This window comes from Priestia sp. LL-8 (assembly GCF_036227845.1).
Taxonomy (GTDB): Bacteria; Bacillota; Bacilli; order Bacillales; family Bacillaceae_H; genus Priestia; species Priestia zanthoxyli.
The window spans coordinates 3,082,606-3,101,145 of the sequence record NZ_JAZAQH010000001.1 but is presented as its reverse complement, the minus strand read 5'-3'; the positions used below and the strand labels follow the sequence as shown (position 1 = coordinate 3,101,145).

Here is an 18,540-nt window from a genome sequence, read left to right as displayed (position 1 = left end):
TCCCTATACGGTAAGAAAAACTTAAATGGTTACGTCTTCTTTTTTAGCAAACATGATATCAATTACTTGTTTAATATGTGCATCCCTTAAAGAATAAAAAGCTAACTTTCCTTCTTTGCGATAATTGGCAATTCCTATATTTCGGAGCAGCCTTAAGTGATGAGAAGCAGTCGCAACTGTAGAGCCTACAATATTGGCTACGTCACATACACATAATTCCTCGCCTTTATACAGAGCCAAGACGATTTTAAGCCTCGTTTCATCTCCTAACGCTTTGAACAGGGCAGAAACACCTTGAACAGCTTCGGCATCGATAGCAGGCTTAATACGATTCACTTTTTCTTCATTAAAACAATAAATATCACAGCGGTCTTTTGGCATGATTTCCTCCTTCATTCAAACATTCAAATGATTGTTTGTTTATAATATATGTCAATTTTAAAAAATGTTCAAACATTTATTGATTATTCGGAATTTTTTTCTAAGCAAAACATAAATATAGTACGAATAAATATGGAAAGTATGCCTATTAGTGTATGTACGCTGGACTAAATGGTGCGGGCGAAAAGAGAATGAGTTTACGTGCAGACCAAAAATAAAAAGCCACCCTTGTAGGTAGCCTTTTAATGACTTTAAAAATGATAGAAATAAAGGAATATAGCTTAGACTTTGTTCACTTAATTAGCGTTTTAATCGATTAAATAATAAATCTGCTGCATTATTTAACACCTTGTCCGATTCTTTTAATCGTTTGTCTGAGTTTTCTAAATAGGATTGAGCAGATAATACAACATCTAACGGATCCTTGACATTCTTCTTTTCGGTACATACTAAATGCCCTACACCATTTTTCCAATGAATCGTGCATTTAAAATTTACAAATGTATCATCGCTCGTTCTCAAACGCAAATGCCTGATGATGGGGTTAGATGAGGAGTGCTGTGACAGCATCCACATTGCCTGTTTCCGGTCGTCTTTATGAATAATGCTCCACAGACTGGAGACTGAAGAAAAATAAGAATGTGCTTGACTAGAAAAATGAAGGATTTCACCTTCTTGATTTAATTGAAAGTAAGGAACGGGGATCCATTTAAGTATGTTACTTTCCATCATGCACCTCTCCCAACTTAAGTAATCTCTTTTACCATATCACAATTACCTAATATTTGTATGATTTTTATTATTTTCCCCGTTTTAAACTGTAAAAGCTAGAGAATTATTCAGTTTAAAACAGTTGAAAAAAGAACATACGTTCGATAAACTAAAAATTAAAGGAGCGAATTCTATGCAACAGCTACTTCAAGAAAGCTACTCTTCAAAACGACCTGTTGAAATTATTTATATGGACGATAAAGGATATTTGACACAGCGATTTATTATTGTGTATAAAATTTATCCTCAGAGCGTAAAAGCTTGGTGCTTACTAAGGAACGAAAAACGAACGTTTAAAATAGAGAATATCCTTTCATGCGGATTCAGCAATAAAAGGAAAAGCAGTTTTAGGCAGAAAGCTCACTCAATTTAAGAGTGGCTTTTTCATATCATTTCCTCTTATGGCGTGTGAGTTATTTTCATACACTATATCCACCAGAAAGGGGAATGAACATGACATTAAACCAAGGAAATAAAACTAAACACATCGCTAAAGGGAGAACGGAAAAAGATGATATGACAATGCAGGGTGAGAAAAAACGGCATGAAGCACAAAGTACCTCTTTGTCTCATAATAATTGTCGGGCAAACCTTGATGGAGATTAATCTAAAAAAGGAAAGCTTTCGTTTCCGAAGCTTTCCTTTTTTGTGTATATCACATTTTTAAGTTAACCCGTATTTTTCTGAGCCAATCACAATATAGTCTCTTGCTTCACGTGTTCATACTATTCTATCTCCCATCCTTCATTTTTAGGATCATTTTTCTAACGTTTGTGCAACATTGGTTCTACTATATTATTCATAAGCGAACCTCAGTTTTAACGGGAAAGAAAAGGGGAAATGAAAATAAAAATTCTGCGTTTCTTCATTATAATAAGAAAAAACGATCTGTTTACTAGTATTTAAATCTTTCGAAAAGTCAAAATAAATAATGATTGATTTCGTCACTTTATTGTGGTTTCATAATAAAGTGTAAAAAGACCATTTTTCTTTTAGAGAGAAATGAGATAGAGTACTTCTGTGTTGATTCTTTCTTTTGAATATAGTATACATACAGGGGTATAGAAATTAATTGGGAGGAAAACATGGCGATATTATATATGAGCATAGGTATTTTACTTTTATTAATTTGTTACAGTTTTTATAAACGCTATGTGCCGGTGCAAGGGATAAAGAAAGTGACAACCGTGGACTGTGCTTCTACAACGGTTTCGTATGTAGATGTTCGTCATTTTCATGAAATGAAGCAAAACCCCTGTCAAAAAGCAATTCATATTCCGCTTCCTTATTTAAAAAGACAACATGAAGAAATTCCATATAAAGAAGTGGTGGTAATTGTTCCTGACAGCATTTCCCGAAATTTAAGCATTCGGCAGCTCAAAAAACATGGGTATCAGGTCAAAGGATACATGTGTGCGGAACGTTGTGTATAATAAAAAGAATGGCAAATAATCCTTAAATAGCCTTCATTTAGAAAGCTGTAATATATAAGCTAAAAGATACCTGTGTTAAAACGGGTATCTTTTTTTGTTATGAAGATAAGAAGGGAAGCAGGGATCGGTTTCTTTTGGTTCAACAGCTACTGAGTCTTTTAGCGTATTTTTATGACAAAAGGTTTGAAAAATCCCTTTTGTGGTAAAAAAAAACGTAGTTCTCCTAGTGCATAGACAGCGGTTTAATAGGAAGTTATAATTTAGGCAATTACATAAAAGGGGAGTAAGCTAAGGAAGGTGAATAGATGTGCGAAAGATAAAGCGGTTGCTATTTCTGTTCATTTGCATAGCGGTTGTAATTGTTGCGTATGAGATGATTCGATATCCGATTGAAAACAATGCTGCAAGCGTGCAGCAGCATTTGCGAAATTGGGAGCATAAAGAAAGTATTGATGGCTCTGCAAGGATTACACTGCAAGATTTTAAAAGGGTTGATCACTCTAATACATACATAGCCTTATTCTCCATACCTGGTGATAAAGAAGGAATGGCCGTATTGAAGCAAGGATGGAACAAACGCCTGCGTATTGAAGTCAGTACTAAAATGAGCAATTTAGTGGATTATGATGATATCCATACAAATAAAGGAACATACGCGCTGTTTACAGGAACCAATCGAAGTAAGCAAATTGAGCGAGTAAAGGCGGCTTTAGTGCACGATACGTATACAATTGATGCTGCGGTCCCAAAAAGTGATTATTTTGTGCTGTATGAAAAAATACCGAGTCATATTAAACACCCGTTTCCAGCAACGACTACGCTGTTAGATAAAGCGGGAGATGACATTACAGTTAAAGAATTTATGGATCAAGAGCTGCGTGAGTAACACGCAGCTCTTTTCTATTGTAAAACGCTTTCTTAAAAAATTCACGTTTTGTTCATATTTTTGAAAGAAAGAATTTTAAGCAAAAAAATCAAATATTTGCTACAAAGTAAAGGGAAATTAACGGGCAAAATAAGCTTCATACAGGACGTCACATTTTCTTTGAAAATTTGTCACAAAATATTCAATTATGTCGATGTGTATTGATATATCAATGTTGAAGCAAACATGCAAAGCTGATTTTGCAGTTATTCCTAGAGAAATAGTTAAGAAATGGGAGCTGAATCCTTTTATTTACATTTATTCATGCCAAATTATGTGATAGAATATCGCAAGGTTGAAGCACTCTAACCCCATTGGTACAGTCACTATATTAGAATATTTTTAATATAAAAAAATAAAGCAAAAGGGACGAAAAAAATGTCATTTTGTATTACAATAGTAGTGGCCTACAAATAAGGGGGAAGAGAGTCTGTATAAAAATGTCGTTATCTAGCGAAAGATAGCGCATTTTGAATGTTCATCAATATAGGCTTCGCATCATGTGTTGTTAGAAAGGAGAGTTTTAAGTGAAACCAAAAAAAGGATTTTGGAAGCTAGTAGGTTTACTATCTGCGCTTTCACTAGTATTTTTGAGCGGTTGTTCAAAGCTTGCTGTATTGAACCCGCAAGGTCCTGTTGCAAAAACGCAATCTGATTTAATCATTTGGTCTATGTGGATGATGTTGATCGTGGTTGTTGTCGTATTTGCTATTTTTATATTTGTTCTTGTCAAATATCGTGAAAAACCTGAAAACATGGACTATGAGCCACCTGAGCAAGAAGGTAACTTAAAGATGGAGGTTATTTGGACAGCGTTCCCAATCATCATCTTAATTCTATTAGCAGTGCCAACTGTTAAAGCGATCTATTCTGCAGAAGAAGTACCGGCAGAATCAAAGGATAAAGATCCAATCGTGATTCACGTTACATCTGCAAACTGGAAATGGATTTTCAGTTATCCGGAACAAAATATTGAGACGGTTAACTACGTAAACATTCCAGCAGATACGCCAGTGAAATTTGAGTTAACAGCTCAAGGACCTATGAACTCATTCTGGGTACCAGAACTTGGCGGACAAAAATATTCGATGAACAACATGTCAATGCCGTTATACTTAGAAGCTGATAAGCCTGGTTCTTATATGGGACGTAGTGCTAACTTCTCTGGTGAACATTTCACTCAAATGCAGTTCGAAGTTCAAGCTCAAACAGACAAAGACTTCAAAGAGTGGGTTAGTGATGTAAAAGGCACAGCTGGTAAATTGACTGAAAAGAAATATGATCAAATCCTAAGCCCAGGCGTTGTTGGTCGTCAAACTTACAACGGTACACATTTAAAATGGGTTGACCATGCAAAAGATGTATACATTCCTGGTAAAGAGCTAGAACGTGGTACTGGACATGATCACAGCAAGATGAAAGAAGACGAAAAAATGAGTAATGAAGAAATGGAAAACATGGATCACTCAAATCATGAATAACATTCATTTATTACACTAAATAACGTAATGATTGGGGGAAGACATAATGAAGCTAGATGAATTTTTCGTCACTGGCGAACCTATGATTTACGCTGCTGATGCAGCAATCGCTATGACGGTCATCGGTATCGTTTTTGTCTTAACATATTTCAAGAAATGGAAATGGTTATGGACAGAATGGTTAACAACAGTTGACCATAAAAGACTCGGTGTCATGTACATCCTTTCAGCTGTATTAATGCTTTTCCGCGGCGGAATCGATGGAATCATGATGCGTATGCAGCTTGCATTCCCGGGTATGAACATTTTAGATGAACATCACTACAACGGAGTCTTCACGGCTCACGGTGTTATCATGATCTTATTCATGGCAATGCCATTTATTATCGGACTAATGAACGTAATCGTTCCATTACAAATTGGTGCGCGTGACGTAGCATATCCGTTCTTAAACGCAATTAGTTTCTGGACATTCTTTATGGGAGCAATGCTATTTAACCTTTCTTTCGTAATTGGAGGAGCTCCTGATGCAGGTTGGACAAGTTACTTCCCGCTTGCAGGTAAAGAATTCAGTGAAGGTATCGGAAATAACTTCTATGCCGTTTCACTACAGATTGCTGGTGCTGGTACATTAATGACTGGTATCAACTTCTTTGTAACAATCTTAAAAATGCGTGCCCCTGGCATGACAATGATGAAAATGCCAATGTTTACTTGGTCAATCTTCATCACATCAATTATTATCATTTTCGCGTTCCCTGTATTAACAGTAGCGCTTGCACTTATGACACTTGACCGTGTATTCGGAACAGCCTTCTTTACAATGGCTAACGGCGGTCTTCCAATGATGTGGGCTAACTTATTCTGGATTTGGGGTCACCCTGAAGTATATATCGTTATTTTACCGGTATTCGGTGTCTTCTCAGAAGTTATCAGTACACATTCTCGTAAGAACTTATTCGGTTATAAAGCAATGGTAGTATCAATGGTCGGTATCGCGTTCTTAAGTTACCTTGTATGGGTGCATCACTTCTTTACAATGGGTAACTCACCGTCAGTTAACTCGTTCTTCTCAATCACAACGATGTTAATCGCCGTACCAACCGGAGTTAAAATCTTTAACTGGCTCTTTACAATGTACAAAGGCCGTATCAAATTTACGACTGCGATGCTTTGGTCATTAGCATTTATTCCAAACTTCGTAATCGGTGGGGTAACAGGGGTTATGCTTGCGATGGCATCAGCCGATTATCAATATCATAACAGTTACTTCCTAATCGCTCACTTCCACTATGTATTAATCTCTGGTACAGTGTTTGGCTGTTTCGCAGGTTTATACTTCTGGTATCCGAAAATTTTCGGTCACACGCTGAACGAAAAATTAGGAAAAATTTCATTCTGGATTTTTGTTGTTGGATTTAACGTATGTTTCTTCCCACAATTCTTCCTAGGTTTAGACGGTATGACTCGTCGTATGCAAACTTATGCAGACAACCTTGGCTGGAATGGACTAAACTTAGTTTCAACAATCGGTGCATTCTTAATGGGTCTTGGTTTCTTTGTATTAGTAATCAACTTATTATACAGTGCATGGAAAAACAAACGCGACACTGCAAACGATCCTTGGGATGGTCGTACACTTGAGTGGTGGACTAAATCACCAGTTCAAGCTTACAACTTTGCAGTAATTCCTCATGTGAAAGAAATGGATGCATTCTGGCACATGAAAAAACGTAATGAAACAGAAATTAAAGCAGAAGACTTAAAACCAATTCACTTACCAAGCAACTCTGGTGTACCGTTTATCTCAGGTATTTTCTGGTTCATCGGTGGATTTGGCTTAGTATTTGAGTGGATGCCAATGGCAATCTTCGGCTTAGCAGGTATTTTTGCTTGTATGCTTGCTCGTTCATTTGATTATGATCCGGGCTTCTATGTAAAAGTAGATGAAATTAAGAAGGTTGAAGGAATTACAGGGGGTGACAAATAATGGCAGGGCATTTAGATAAATCATTGCCGTTAGAATACCAAGAAGAACAAAGTCGCCTGAATATCCTTGGATTCTGGATTTTCTTAGGTGCCGAGATCGCGTTGTTCTCTACGCTGTTCGTAACGTACTTAACGTACCATACGCGTACAGCGGGTGGCCCTACTGCAGAAGAACTGTTCGTTGTTAAAGATTTTATGATCGAAACGCTGTTACTACTATTCAGTAGTTTCACGATGGGAATTGCCATCTTTAAAATGCGTAATAATGATTTAAAAGGACTTTTAGTTTGGTTTGTTATTACACTTGTTCTTGGTGGAGGATTCCTTTTCTACGAAATTCGTGAGTTTTACATGTACGCAGTTCACGAAGGTGCAACAATGCAAACAAGTGCCTTCTTATCAGGGTTCTTTACACTACTTGGAACGCACGGTCTTCACGTAACAGTCGGTGTATTCTGGGCAATCAGTATTATTATTCAATTAGTAAGACGAGGATTAACACCAGTTACTGCTCGTAAAGTATTTATTATCGGTTTATACTGGCATTTCCTTGATGTTGTATGGATCTTCATCTTCACGCTTGTATACTTGAACGGATTGGTGGGATAAGACATGGAAAATAAACAAGGCCAAAAAGCAGGTTTTCCGCTTAGTCATGTATTTGGGCTTATCCTTTCACTAGCCTTAACATTCGCAGCGCTTGGTTTAGTAGTGCTAGCTGATCTATCAAGAAGCATTACGATGACTCTTATCATGATCCTAGCGTTATTACAAGCAGCAATGCAGCTAGTAATGTTCATGCACATGACTGAAAGTGAAAATGGTAAAGTACAGGTTGCAAATATTCTTTACAGTTTCTTTATTGCACTTTGTATCGTGGTTGGTACACTGTGGATTCTTGCAGCTCACTTTAACCATTAAAAATAAAACCACTTACTTCGGTAAGTGGTTTATTTTTTTTCATTCAGCTTATATTTCAACGTTTGATATTCTCCCGTGGGAACTTTTTTTACTACTTTTCCTTTATCATCTCTATAAACATTCACTTGTTCGTACACTTCAATTCGGTATCCGCCTCTTTTTTCTGTTTTAACATGAACTTCTTTGACCGACATATTTAATTGTTCCGCCTCGTCTTCATCAGCAGAGGTTTCAACAGCGCCTCCATCAAGGGAAAGGTGAGCTAAGCTGTCAAACGACTGCTGGGAATTGTTATCAACATAGCTGGTTACGACTAAAATACCAGCAAAAAACAATACTAAAAAAAGCGTCCGGACTTTCATCTTCATCTTAAAACACCCCCGTAAACTGACAAACCAGCACGACTGTACCTAATACCCAAACGTAAATCGCAAACGTTTTTAATGAATGATGTTTTAAATAATTGATCATCCATTTTACTGCTACATAACCAAATAAAGCAGATGAAAGGGTGGCGACGAATAAAAAGAAAACGGAAAGCTGCTCGACTTCACCTGTGACTACATCTTTTAACTGAAGTAACACCGCTCCGCAAATGGCGGGAGTCGACAATAAAAATGAAAAATAAGCGGCTGTTTCACGATCTAATTTTCGCATTAGCGCAGCTACCATCGTTAAGCCTGACCTGGATACAGCAGGGAATATCGCAGCTGCTTGAAACGAGCCGATAAAAAAGGCATCTCCATATGAAATATGATCCATTTTTTTATAGCCATTTTTTACGGAATCACCAAACCATAACAGCAGTCCCGTCGCAAGAAATTCCCAGCCAATCGTTAAGCCAGATTTAGAAATGCTGTCAAAATAGTCTTTGAACAAAAGACCAATTGCAACTGCAGGGATCGTTCCTATCACTAAAAGCCCTGTAAGCTTGCTAAACGGATGACGAATAATATGCCATAGCTCACGCTTATAAAAGACAAACACAGCAAGCAGAGTGCCTATATGCAGCATCGTATCTAAATACAATCCTGCATCGTCTAAGCCAAATAAGTGACGCCCTAAATACAAATGCCCCGTGCTGCTTATCGGTAAAAACTCTGTAAGCCCTTGAATGATTCCCAAAATAAATGCTTCAAACCACGACATCTTATCACCTCATACAGCGTGTCCTTATTAGTAGTGTATAGAGGAAGTTCTGAGAACATGACAAAAACATGGCAGTGCAGGCAGTCATTTGATGAAATAAATATACATAAATAGGTCATAGTATAAGAAGAGACGACCATTCTTATCTCCATCTCATCCACAATGGAAAGAGGTGCTGAAAATGATACGAAAATGGGTTGCTGTATGCGTTTTATTTGCTGCTTTTATTTTTCCGCAGGCAATAAGCGCCGAACAGCCAAAAGTAGAGGTATTTCAAATTGAAACGGGCAAAGTCGTTCGTTCAACGCTCAAACCTCCAAATGTTCAAAAAGAAGCTGAAAAAAGTATTGAGTCCATTACTGGTTTATATAAAAAGGCAAGTCCGCTTCCTAAAAAAGGCTATCTTGTTAAAGTACCTCTTGATCCAGCCGTAAAAATTGAAAATAGTGCGGTCAACACGCTGGCAAGTGAAGTTATTTTTGTTCTTGAGCCGAATCAAAAGCCAATCATGATGGTATTTGACAATGAAAATAGAACCTACTTTTTTGAATTTACTCATGATTTAACTCTTTTTAGAAAAGCATTACAGCTATAAGTCATCGAAATGATGGCTTTTTTTTACATAGTCAGTTGACAGTTTATTATGATAAATGTAATATATTTAGAAAAGTCAGAAATAATAAGGGGGAGAATTATGTGATAGCTCTACGACCGTTCTCCAAAAAAGACTTTAAACAGCTAATGGATTGGATTCCCTCCGAGTCATTTATGGTGCAATGGAGCGGCTCTAGCTTTTCTTTTCCGCTTACTCCTAGACAGTTAAAACACTACATTCGATATGCAAATGAGGATGGTGCTTCTACCTATGCTTTTTCTGTCATAGATGAAAATGAACAGCTTATTGGGCATATTTCTCTGGCTCATATTGATTATTATCATAAAACAGGAAGAATTGGCCGAGTGCTGCTTGGTGAAAAGTATAGAGGAAAAGGGCTTTGCTCGCACATGTTTGAAAAAGTGTTAGCTTTCGGTTTTGAAGAACTGGGTCTTCACCGAATTTCGCTCGGCGTCTTTGATTTTAACGAGCGGGCGATTCAGTCTTATGAACGAATTGGCTTTACGCGCGAAGGCCTTCTTCGCGATGTCCGGCTTGTAGATGGACAGTACTGGAGCTTAATTGAAATGAGTATGTTAGAAAGTGAATGGGTACAGCGTGATGTGCATCAAAAATCAAGCTAACATCTACTAGTGAAAAGCCAGCTTCCCAACAAGCGGGCTTTTTTGACGTGTGCGTAAATTTCCTCAAGAAGGTATAAATTTTCATTCATTAAGGCATATAGAGAGTAAGTGATGTGTAAAGGAGGCCGTATGAATGAAAAAATACAAAGTAGGCATCTTAGCGGCATGTATTTTGCTTTTAGGAACCGCTGGATTTGGAATTGTCTATCAGCATCAAACATCTGCTAAAGAGCAGCCTCATTCGTTTAATGTACTCGTTATGGGCGTAGATGAAAGGCCAGGCGATACGGGTCGCTCAGACGTATTAATGGTGGTCAATTTAGATAAAAGCCATAATAAAGCAAAGGTTATGCCAATCCCTAGAGATACGCGCGTACGCATTGATGGAAAAGGGACCGATGAGAAAATTAACCATGCTTACCGATACGGAGGCATTCCTTTAACCGTACGCACGGTTGAGAACTTCTTAAATATCGATGTCGATTATTATGTGAAAGTAAATATGGAAGGCTTTAAAGATGTAGTAGATGAACTTGGCGGCGTGAACGTTAAGAACCCGTTTCCTTTTGTATTTGATTCATTTATCTTTCCTGAAGGAGAAAATGCGTTGAACGGGGAAAAAGCTCTTGCCTATGTACGGATGAGACATGAAGACCCAAAAGGTGATTTAGGAAGAAACAATCGCCAGCGTCAAGTGGTGGAAGCTCTATTAGATAAAGGAATGAACATGTCAACAGTGAAAAATATTCCAAGCCTTCTCACGCTCGCAAAAAAGCATATCCAAACGAATATTGATGTCAGCGATGCATTTACGATGTATAACGTCATTAAGAATGGACGGCCTGATTTCGAAACAGTAACGGTAAAAGGAGAAGGACAAATAGTAGATGGTACATGGTATTATGTTGTTAAACCATCTGAAAAAAAGCAGCTGAGCGCTATGTTTCAACAAACCCGTTAATAAAAAAGAGGGCTGAAGAAATTCAGCCCTCTTTTTATTCACCAATTTCTTCTTGACGCTGCAAGCAGGAAATTTGTTTTTTCTCTGGATGGACACCAAATGTATAGCCCCATGTTTGCAATTTATCTAGAATGATTTCGTCTTTTTTAAAGCCAAAGATCATCACTACATCTTGGTTTTCATCTAAAAGCAAATACTTTTCGTCTTTGCGCCACATCGTTAAGTTTGACGCATAGAAAAGATTCCAGCCGTTATTCATGCGATGGCCGGTTGCTTGGTTTTTATAGTTGACAATCATATTTCTTCCTCCATTAGTGAATCTTTCTAAAAGTAAAACTTCAAAGAATATTATAAACGTTCTCTTCCTAGAAATCTATTATTTATCCTGTTGAGGGGAACTCGCTGTAATGTTTATAAAATACATGTGATAAAAGATTTAGTATATAAGGATATATCTGTATAAAACAAGAGTCAATAAGTAAGAAAACGGAGAAAAGAAGGGTCTAAAAGCGTATATAATTGAAAAAAATATAAGTTATCTAGCTTTAAAGACTTAAAAACACGCTTTTCAGACCATGGACATGCTTTTTCAAATTTCTACCTACAAGAAAGAAGGCAGAGATGCGAAATGTGTAGGTGAATCTAAATGAGTTTACGGTAAATATGAGGCCCCAAAACGTTGTACACGCTAGAAAAGGGGGAAATTCAACGATGTCAAAAAAAGCGCTATGGATTAAAAATGCTTCGCAAGTTGTAACGGCCAAAGAAAGTAAAGGTCCTTTAGCTGGAAAAGAAATGAGAAACTTGACGGTGATTGAAAATGGCTCAGTCTGGATAGAAGGAGATCAAATTGTGACCGTAGGTACAACAAAAGAGCTAGAACAAAAATATGAAAGGGAAAGAAATGATGCAATGATTATCGATGCTTCTCATAAAATTGTGACTCCGGGTCTGATTGATCCCCATACACACGCTGTGTACGCTGGCTCGCGTGAAGAAGAATTTTATAGGCGGTTTGAAAGGCCAACTTCTTACTTGGATTTATTAGAAGAAGGTGGAGGTATTCACTCCACTGTCGTTCAAACACAGGAAGAGTATGCATACCGGATTTATCAGCAGAGCTATGAGCGTCTTACATCTTTTCTAGCTCATGGAGTCACAACTATAGAAGTGAAAAGCGGGTATGGCTTAGAACTAGAAACAGAACTAAAGCAGCTGCAAATCGCTAAAATGCTGAATGATACGCACGCAGTTGATGTAGTAAGTACCTTTTTAGGAGCACACGTCGTACCTCTTATATATAAAAAAGATACGCAGAAATACGTCAATTTACTTATTCACGAAATGATTCCTCAAATTTCTTCTTATAAGCTTGCAGCATTTAATGATGCTGTATGTCTTCCAAATGCTTTTTCATTCAAACAATGTCAAGAAATACTCGAAGCCGGGAAAAGCCATGGCATGCTTCCTAAAATACATGCCGACCCCTTTGAATACTGCAGAGGAGCGGAGCTCGCAGCAGAGGTAGGAGCGATATCAGCCGATTATCTTTTGTATGCTTCTGATGAAGGATTAAAGAAACTGGCTGAAAAACGGATCGTAGCCACACTTTTACCGGGGAATTCCTTATTTGTTGGAATGAAATGGCCAGATGCTAGAAAAATGATCGATTTAGGCGTTCCGGTTACTCTTTCTACAGACTGCAATCCAGGTTCATCTCCAACGACTTCACAGCAGTTTGTGATGAACCTGGCATGTATGAATATGAACATGAGTCCTGAAGAAGTGCTTGTAGCCACAACTATTAACGCAGCTCATGCTATTAATCAAGGAGATAAGATTGGGAGTATTGAAGCCGGAAAACAAGCTGACTTAGCGATTTTTAATGTCTCTAGTTATCGTACCCTTCAGTATCAGTATGGCTTAAATCATATTAATAGCGTAGTGAAAAAAGGAGAAGTAGTTGTAGAAAACGGTAAAGTTTTGTAAAACCAGTTTATAGAAAAAGAGAAAAGGGTAAAGAATAGAGAATTTGTCACATATGCAAAGGCAGGGAATTTAGACATGATTACAAAACAAAATGTTATTCCATTACTAAAAGAAGCTTGCCCATCTTTTGAGCCAAGCGAAGAAGTGGACCTCAACGATAAAGACGAGCTGCAGCATGAATTAAGCCGAGTAGCGGGTCATTTGATCTCTCTTGAATATAACGGCCAGCTCGAACGTGAACCGGACGTGTTTGAAGCGATTGAACAGCTGTATATAGAAGGTGAAGCTGATGTGAAAGAAGCTGTTACAACGGGACTCTTTCAAGCAATGCATGAAATGATTGTAGATCAGCAAATTAGTCCAGAAGAAATTGGAATGTTATTAAAACCTCACTCACTGAAGTGGTGGAAAACGATTGACCATTTTAGCGAAAACAGTGGTGAACAGTAAGGAAAAAGAACGTCATGGAAACATGATGTCCGTGACGTTCTTTTCTTTTACTGTTCTTTTTTCAGCTGGCGCTCTAAAATAAAAGGACCAAACGGAATAACCGACATAAGAAATGCAAATAAAGAGCGGCCGATTGACCATTTATGCGCGAATTTTACATGAACGACTGCAAGAGCATACAGCACAAAAAGTGCACCATGTGCTGCGCCTACAACTGATACAGCTTCGGGTATGCCTGCTGCATATTTTAGCGGCATAGCAATGCCAAGCAGCAGTAAAAATGAAATTCCTTCTAAAATTCCTACTAAACGCAGGCGACCAATTGGTGATGTAAGAACCATGTTTTCTCCTCCCGTAACGACGGAATAAATTTCTGTATCGATGACAAAAATGTACCATAGCGAGCTCTTCATATACAAGCATCATTTGTATCTGTCACAAAAAAGTCGAAAACGCTTTAATTTGCTTTATAGAAGTATTTTGTTTGAAAAACTGACACACTCTTATGATGCAATGGATAAAAGAGCACACTACGTGTTGACAAGTTATTTTAATTATTTTATATGTATAGTATCGAAAACGTATGAGAGGATTTTTATCATGACAAACCGAAAACAGCAGCGAGAGAAAATTTTAGATGCTGCTTTTGAAGTATTCGGATCCAAAGGTTATTATGAAGCAAAAATGATTGATATTGCCAAGCTAGCTGGCGTATCTAAAGGAACGCTTTACTTGTACTTTTCGTCCAAAGAGTCGCTTTATATCGCTGTGAATAATCGTTCGTTTGATGAGTTTTTGTATCATGCAAAGCGAAGAACGGATGAGTGCCAAACGTTTCATGAAAAGCTGTATTCAGTTGCGAAGCATCACCTGCTCTTTTTTTACGAAACTAAAAAATATCCGGACTCTTTTTGGCAAGCCCCGCACCAAATGCCAGAAATGATGGATCGTCTTCATCAATTTTTTGAGGATTATCACGGGCTTGTTGCGAAATTGATTGAAGAGGAAAAAATAAAAGATGCTTTTTTACATTCAAAAGCGTTTTGCAGCATGTTAAATGGGTATAGGATGGATATCGTTTCCGATGATGATATAACAGAGGAAGATATCATGAACTATGCGGAGTTCATTGTGAAGTTATACATTGAAGGCTGCTATTTTGAAACCCAAAAATGACTCGTCGGTACTGCTTGATAATGGAGGGATTTGATGAACAACAGCAGCACAGTAATTAATTTTTCATATTTTCAAGAGCAAACCGTTACCAAAGTGAACACAGATAATACCCTGCCGTTTTCGCTTGTATTTAGTAAAGGTGGTCTCGTTGCAGAATGTCCATGGAGACTAAAAAACAAACGCAGCATCTTGCTTGGTCAAGCGGACTGGAAGTCAGCACATTCTGCCGAGCAGCGTCAGCAAGTCGAAGCGCTGCTGCTTGGCCAGCACATTATCTCTATACAGTGGTATGAAGATATCGGTATACTTCGAATTACATTTTCTAATGGGTATGCGCTAGATATGTTTCACGACAGCTCTTTTTTTGAAGGTTGGGATTTATATGGTCAAGACGGCTTTTCCTTTATCTCGCTGCCAGGGGGAGCGTGCGACCATCAAATTTCAATTTGTATAGACAGTTCATCAGCATATGAAAGGAGGTGAGTTTTTTTTACGAAAAACTGACCCATGGGTACTCTAAAATTGTTTTAAAAAATAAAACGGGTCTGCAGCTATTAAAGGATGAAGGCTTCTCAAATAACTTAGTTACGTAACGGAGGAAAAAGATGAATTTTTTGACGAGATTTAGTTTAAAAAATGCGGTAGCTGTGTTTATCGTTTCATTTTTACTTATTTTAGCGGGGCTATATTCATTTTCAAAACTAAAAATTGATTTACTGCCGAATATTGAATTTCCGCAGCTGTCCATTGAAGCAACATATCCTGGGGCTTCCCCTGATGATGTAAATGAAAGCGTCACGTCGAAAATCGAAGACCAAGTGAAAGGAATTGAAGGCGTTAAAAGCGTACAAAGCGTATCGTATGAAAACGTCGGCATCATTAATTTAGAATTCCCGTTCAATACGGATTTAGATAAAGTTGAACAGCAAATTAACTCGTCGATAAAAGAGTTAGATTTACCAGAATCATCAAATGTAGACGTAAACCGTTTTTCGTTTGGTTCCTTCCCGATTTTCAACATTTCACTGTTTGCCAAAGATGATGCAAATCTTGAAAAAGTATTAAACGATGAAGTGATTCCTGAATTAAATAAAATTCAAGGTATTAACTCCGTCTCAGTTGGCGGCGTGAAAGAGGACCTTTTACAAATTACGGTCGATAAAGAAAAAGCAGCTCAAGCAGGCTTAACGCTTGATGAGATGAAAAAACAAATTAATCAAAAAGCTGTTTCGTTCCCAGCAGGAACATTAAACGGCAAAGAGCTTCAAATTCCAGTGCGAGTAGAAGAAAAAGTCGCGACAATCGATGCATTAAAAAAAATCCAGCTGAAATCTACGATGAACCCTGAAGCAAAGCCTGTTAAGCTTGGCGATATTGCCAAAGTCGAAGCCGTAACAGAACAAGGCGAATATACGCGCTATGACGGCAAAGATGCACTGTCGATGGCCATCACGAAAAAGCAAGATGCTAACACGGTTGAAGTGGCCAATGAAACGATGAAAATCTTGAAGAAATATGATGACCAGTTAGACTATGCAATCGGCTTTGACTCAGCTGACGGCATTGAAAAATCTGTTGAGACATTGGTACGCGAAGGACTGCTTGGAGCATTATTTGCATCGCTCGCTGTGCTGATTTTCTTACGTAACTTCCGTGCAACGATCATTGCGATTATATCGATTCCATTATCGCTGTTAGTATCAGCTATTTTCTTAAATCAGCTTGATATTTCGCTTAACATTATGACACTAGGCGGAATGGCCGTAGCCGTTGGGCGCGTAGTGGATGACAGTATTGTTGTGATTGAAAACATTTTTAGACGCGTTCGCCGTTCAGAAGAAGGCATGAGCAATGAGCTTGTCGAGTCGTCAACAAAAGAGATTTTAAAAGCGATTACCTCGTCTACGATCACAACGGTTGTTGTATTCTTGCCAATCGGCTTTGTAGGAGGAATTACAGGAGAGTTCTTCTTGCCGTTTGCTTTAACAGTTGTTTTTTCACTGTTAGCATCTCTTCTTGTAGCGATTACAATCGTGCCGATTCTAGCGAAATTTGCATTTAAAAAAGTACCGCCTGAAGAAAAAGAAGGAAAGCTGCAGCGCGGGTATGCAAAAGCGATTGCATGGTCGCTTAATCATAAAATCAAAATTTTAATTTTATCCTTTATTTTACTGTTTGGGTCATTTGCGCTTGTTCCTTCACTTGGCTTTACGTTTATTCCAAATGAAGAACAAAAAATGCTTCAAGCCAACGTTCAATTACCGGCATCTACGTCCCTTGAAAAAACAAACGATGTATCCTTAAAAATTGAAAAGATGTTTGCGGACCAAAACGAAATTTCAGACGTGACAACGGAAGTTGGATCACGTGACTTTTCAACAGGTGTAAAACGTCCGAACCAAGTTGGCTATTTCTTGAATGTAAAAGAAGGCGTCAATGTTGATACGTTTATTGATAAAGTTCAAAAGAAAATGGAAAGCATCACGAAAGAAGAATCACCGAAAGCAACGGTTAATGTGCAAGAAGCATCAACAGGAGGGCCGCCTACAAATAATAACGTGACGGTTGATTTATATTCTTCTAATTTAGATGACTTGCAAAAAGCAGCTAAGCAAGTGGAAAACCACTTAAACAAAGACAAACGTCTTAAATATGTAACAAATAACTTCTCAGATAAGCAAAAGCAGCTTGTAGTAGAAGTAGATCCTGATAAAGCCGCAGAGTATGGAGTATCTGGATTTCAGCTGCTTGGTACAATCTCTGATCAAACCAAACCGGTATCCGTTGGAGATTTAAAATTAGATAATACAAAACGAGCGGTTCAGCTTTCGTACGATAAAGACCTTGCCTCAGTAAAAGAAATTAAAGATCTTCAAGTATTTACAGAGCGAGGACCTGTGTTAGTAAAAGATATCGCTGACGTTCGTACAATTGATACGTTCACTTCTATTCAAAAGCTTGACGGCAAAGTATTTGCGCGAGTAGAAGCAGACATCAAAGGCGATGATGTTCAAGCTGTGACCAAAGATGTTGTAGATGGAGTGAAAAAGTTAGACTTGCCCAAAGATGTGAGCTTGGACGGAGGAGGCGGAAGCGACGAGACAGTAGAAGTCTTCCAATCTCTAGGTCTAGCCATTTTAACAGCAATCGGCCTTGTGTATTTAACAATGCTCGTTACGTTTGGAAAAGCGCGTATTCCATTTATCATTTTATCGTCACTCATTTTTGTGCCAATCGGTTCGTTAGTTGGTCTAGTACTTGCAAAAGAACCGCTGTCTGTCAGCGTCATGATTGGATTCTTAATGCTGATTGGAATTGTTACAACAAACGCGATTGTGCTTGTAGATCGAATTACCCAAAATCGTGAACAAAAAGGCATGACGATCCGTGAAGCCCTTATTGAAGCTGGGAAAACGCGATTGCGTCCAATTTTAATGACGGCGTTTGCTACCATTGCTGCATTGATCCCGCTGGCGCTTACTACATCAAGCGGAACGCTGATTTCAAAAGGCTTAGCAATCACGGTAATTGGCGGACTTACGTCATCTACTCTTCTTACTTTAATTATTATTCCAGTTGTATACGAACTCTTCTTCGCAAGACAAGTAAAAAGAGAAAAACAGCTGGAAAAAGAAACGACATAAGAACTATTTTCTAATAGAGGAAAATATGACC

The 18,540-nt window shown here is 38.0% G+C and carries 22 protein-coding genes; 16 read left to right on the top strand and 6 right to left on the bottom strand.

Features of this window, described 5'->3' with window-relative positions:
- Window positions 1–21: 21 nt before the first annotated feature.
- Together U9R83_RS15800 and U9R83_RS15795 are read right to left on the bottom strand one after the other, a co-directional pair.
- Window positions 22–381, bottom strand: coding sequence for an ArsR/SmtB family transcription factor (locus tag U9R83_RS15800; protein ID WP_013057833.1), 360 nt, complete (start codon window positions 379–381; stop codon window positions 22–24).
- Between the two features lie 300 nt (window positions 382–681).
- Complete coding sequence (locus tag U9R83_RS15795; protein ID WP_226555275.1) at window positions 682–1,110, bottom strand: PAS domain-containing protein; 429 nt, start codon at window positions 1,108–1,110, stop codon at window positions 682–684.
- Between the two features lie 175 nt (window positions 1,111–1,285).
- Here U9R83_RS15795 and U9R83_RS15790 point away from each other — a divergent pair, with 175 nt between their 5' ends.
- The 8 genes from U9R83_RS15790 to qoxD all read left to right on the top strand — a co-directional run bounded on the left by U9R83_RS15790 (window position 1,286) and on the right by qoxD (window position 7,901).
- Window positions 1,286–1,525 carry a hypothetical protein gene (locus U9R83_RS15790; RefSeq protein ID WP_226555280.1) on the top strand — a complete coding sequence of 80 codons (240 nt, stop codon included), beginning with the start codon at window positions 1,286–1,288 and terminating at the stop codon, window positions 1,523–1,525.
- An 80-nt stretch (window positions 1,526–1,605) separates the two neighbouring features.
- Window positions 1,606–1,758 (top strand): hypothetical protein, encoded by a 153-nt coding sequence (locus tag U9R83_RS15785; protein ID WP_181903736.1) that lies wholly within the window; start codon window positions 1,606–1,608, stop codon window positions 1,756–1,758.
- Window positions 1,759–2,237: 479 nt separating this feature from the next.
- A complete protein-coding gene (locus U9R83_RS15780) occupies window positions 2,238–2,585 on the top strand; it encodes a Rhodanese sulfurtransferase (protein ID WP_014459337.1) in 348 nt (115 codons plus the stop codon).
- Window positions 2,586–2,892: 307 nt separating this feature from the next.
- On the top strand, window positions 2,893–3,471 hold the full coding sequence (locus U9R83_RS15775) for a hypothetical protein (protein WP_013057828.1): 579 nt from the start codon (window positions 2,893–2,895) through the stop codon (window positions 3,469–3,471).
- Window positions 3,472–4,037: 566 nt separating this feature from the next.
- Entirely contained in the window at window positions 4,038–4,991 is a 954-nt protein-coding gene (gene qoxA, locus U9R83_RS15770) for a cytochrome aa3 quinol oxidase subunit II (protein WP_014459338.1), read from the top strand.
- 46 nt (window positions 4,992–5,037) lie between these two features.
- The gene (gene qoxB / locus U9R83_RS15765) at window positions 5,038–6,981 is read left to right on the top strand and encodes a cytochrome aa3 quinol oxidase subunit I (RefSeq protein ID WP_013057826.1); all 1,944 of its coding nucleotides are present in this window, start codon (window positions 5,038–5,040) and stop codon (window positions 6,979–6,981) included.
- Window positions 6,981–7,589 carry a cytochrome aa3 quinol oxidase subunit III gene (qoxC, locus tag U9R83_RS15760; RefSeq protein WP_013057825.1) on the top strand — a complete coding sequence of 203 codons (609 nt, stop codon included), beginning with the start codon at window positions 6,981–6,983 and terminating at the stop codon, window positions 7,587–7,589. The genes qoxB and qoxC overlap by 1 nt, the downstream gene beginning before the upstream one ends.
- Before the next feature lie 3 nt (window positions 7,590–7,592).
- Window positions 7,593–7,901: a cytochrome aa3 quinol oxidase subunit IV gene (gene qoxD, locus U9R83_RS15755; protein ID WP_013057824.1), complete on the top strand. Its 309-nt coding sequence runs from the start codon at window positions 7,593–7,595 to the stop codon at window positions 7,899–7,901.
- Between the two features lie 29 nt (window positions 7,902–7,930).
- Here qoxD and U9R83_RS15750 read toward each other — a convergent pair whose 3' ends face one another.
- Window positions 7,931–8,269 (bottom strand): hypothetical protein, encoded by a 339-nt coding sequence (locus U9R83_RS15750; RefSeq protein ID WP_182421065.1) that lies wholly within the window; start codon window positions 8,267–8,269, stop codon window positions 7,931–7,933.
- A gap of 1 nt (window position 8,270) precedes the next feature.
- A complete protein-coding gene (locus U9R83_RS15745; RefSeq protein ID WP_182420949.1) occupies window positions 8,271–9,050 on the bottom strand; it encodes an undecaprenyl-diphosphate phosphatase in 780 nt (259 codons plus the stop codon).
- A gap of 181 nt (window positions 9,051–9,231) precedes the next feature.
- On the opposite strand from U9R83_RS15745, the gene U9R83_RS15740 reads away from it, so the two are divergent.
- The 3 genes from U9R83_RS15740 (at window position 9,232) to U9R83_RS15730 (ending at window position 11,250) form a co-directional block, all read left to right on the top strand.
- Window positions 9,232–9,645, top strand: a complete 414-nt coding sequence (locus U9R83_RS15740; RefSeq protein ID WP_182420948.1) for a hypothetical protein — start codon at window positions 9,232–9,234, stop codon at window positions 9,643–9,645.
- Between the two features lie 101 nt (window positions 9,646–9,746).
- Window positions 9,747–10,289: a GNAT family N-acetyltransferase gene (locus U9R83_RS15735; RefSeq protein ID WP_029714405.1), complete on the top strand. Its 543-nt coding sequence runs from the start codon at window positions 9,747–9,749 to the stop codon at window positions 10,287–10,289.
- Window positions 10,290–10,422: 133 nt separating this feature from the next.
- Complete coding sequence (locus tag U9R83_RS15730; protein ID WP_182420947.1) at window positions 10,423–11,250, top strand: LCP family protein; 828 nt, start codon at window positions 10,423–10,425, stop codon at window positions 11,248–11,250.
- A gap of 34 nt (window positions 11,251–11,284) precedes the next feature.
- Here U9R83_RS15730 and U9R83_RS15725 read toward each other — a convergent pair whose 3' ends face one another.
- Window positions 11,285–11,548 carry a hypothetical protein gene (locus tag U9R83_RS15725; RefSeq protein ID WP_013057818.1) on the bottom strand — a complete coding sequence of 88 codons (264 nt, stop codon included), beginning with the start codon at window positions 11,546–11,548 and terminating at the stop codon, window positions 11,285–11,287.
- A 413-nt stretch (window positions 11,549–11,961) separates the two neighbouring features.
- Between U9R83_RS15725 and hutI the strand changes: the two genes are divergently transcribed.
- Together hutI and U9R83_RS15715 are read left to right on the top strand one after the other, a co-directional pair.
- Window positions 11,962–13,239 carry an imidazolonepropionase gene (hutI, locus tag U9R83_RS15720; RefSeq protein WP_182420946.1) on the top strand — a complete coding sequence of 426 codons (1,278 nt, stop codon included), beginning with the start codon at window positions 11,962–11,964 and terminating at the stop codon, window positions 13,237–13,239.
- Between the two features lie 75 nt (window positions 13,240–13,314).
- A complete protein-coding gene (locus U9R83_RS15715) occupies window positions 13,315–13,689 on the top strand; it encodes a DUF7674 family protein (RefSeq protein ID WP_014459345.1) in 375 nt (124 codons plus the stop codon).
- 47 nt (window positions 13,690–13,736) lie between these two features.
- Here U9R83_RS15715 and U9R83_RS15710 read toward each other — a convergent pair whose 3' ends face one another.
- Window positions 13,737–14,030, bottom strand: coding sequence for a DUF3817 domain-containing protein (locus tag U9R83_RS15710; protein ID WP_013083888.1), 294 nt, complete (start codon window positions 14,028–14,030; stop codon window positions 13,737–13,739).
- Between the two features lie 259 nt (window positions 14,031–14,289).
- On the opposite strand from U9R83_RS15710, the gene U9R83_RS15705 reads away from it, so the two are divergent.
- The 3 genes from U9R83_RS15705 (at window position 14,290) to U9R83_RS15695 (ending at window position 18,509) form a co-directional block, all read left to right on the top strand.
- Window positions 14,290–14,865, top strand: coding sequence for a TetR/AcrR family transcriptional regulator (locus U9R83_RS15705; RefSeq protein WP_014459346.1), 576 nt, complete (start codon window positions 14,290–14,292; stop codon window positions 14,863–14,865).
- A 33-nt stretch (window positions 14,866–14,898) separates the two neighbouring features.
- The gene (locus tag U9R83_RS15700; RefSeq protein WP_014459347.1) at window positions 14,899–15,348 is read left to right on the top strand and encodes a DUF6188 family protein; all 450 of its coding nucleotides are present in this window, start codon (window positions 14,899–14,901) and stop codon (window positions 15,346–15,348) included.
- A 122-nt stretch (window positions 15,349–15,470) separates the two neighbouring features.
- Window positions 15,471–18,509: an efflux RND transporter permease subunit gene (locus U9R83_RS15695; RefSeq protein WP_014459349.1), complete on the top strand. Its 3,039-nt coding sequence runs from the start codon at window positions 15,471–15,473 to the stop codon at window positions 18,507–18,509.
- Window positions 18,510–18,540: the final 31 nt, after the last annotated feature.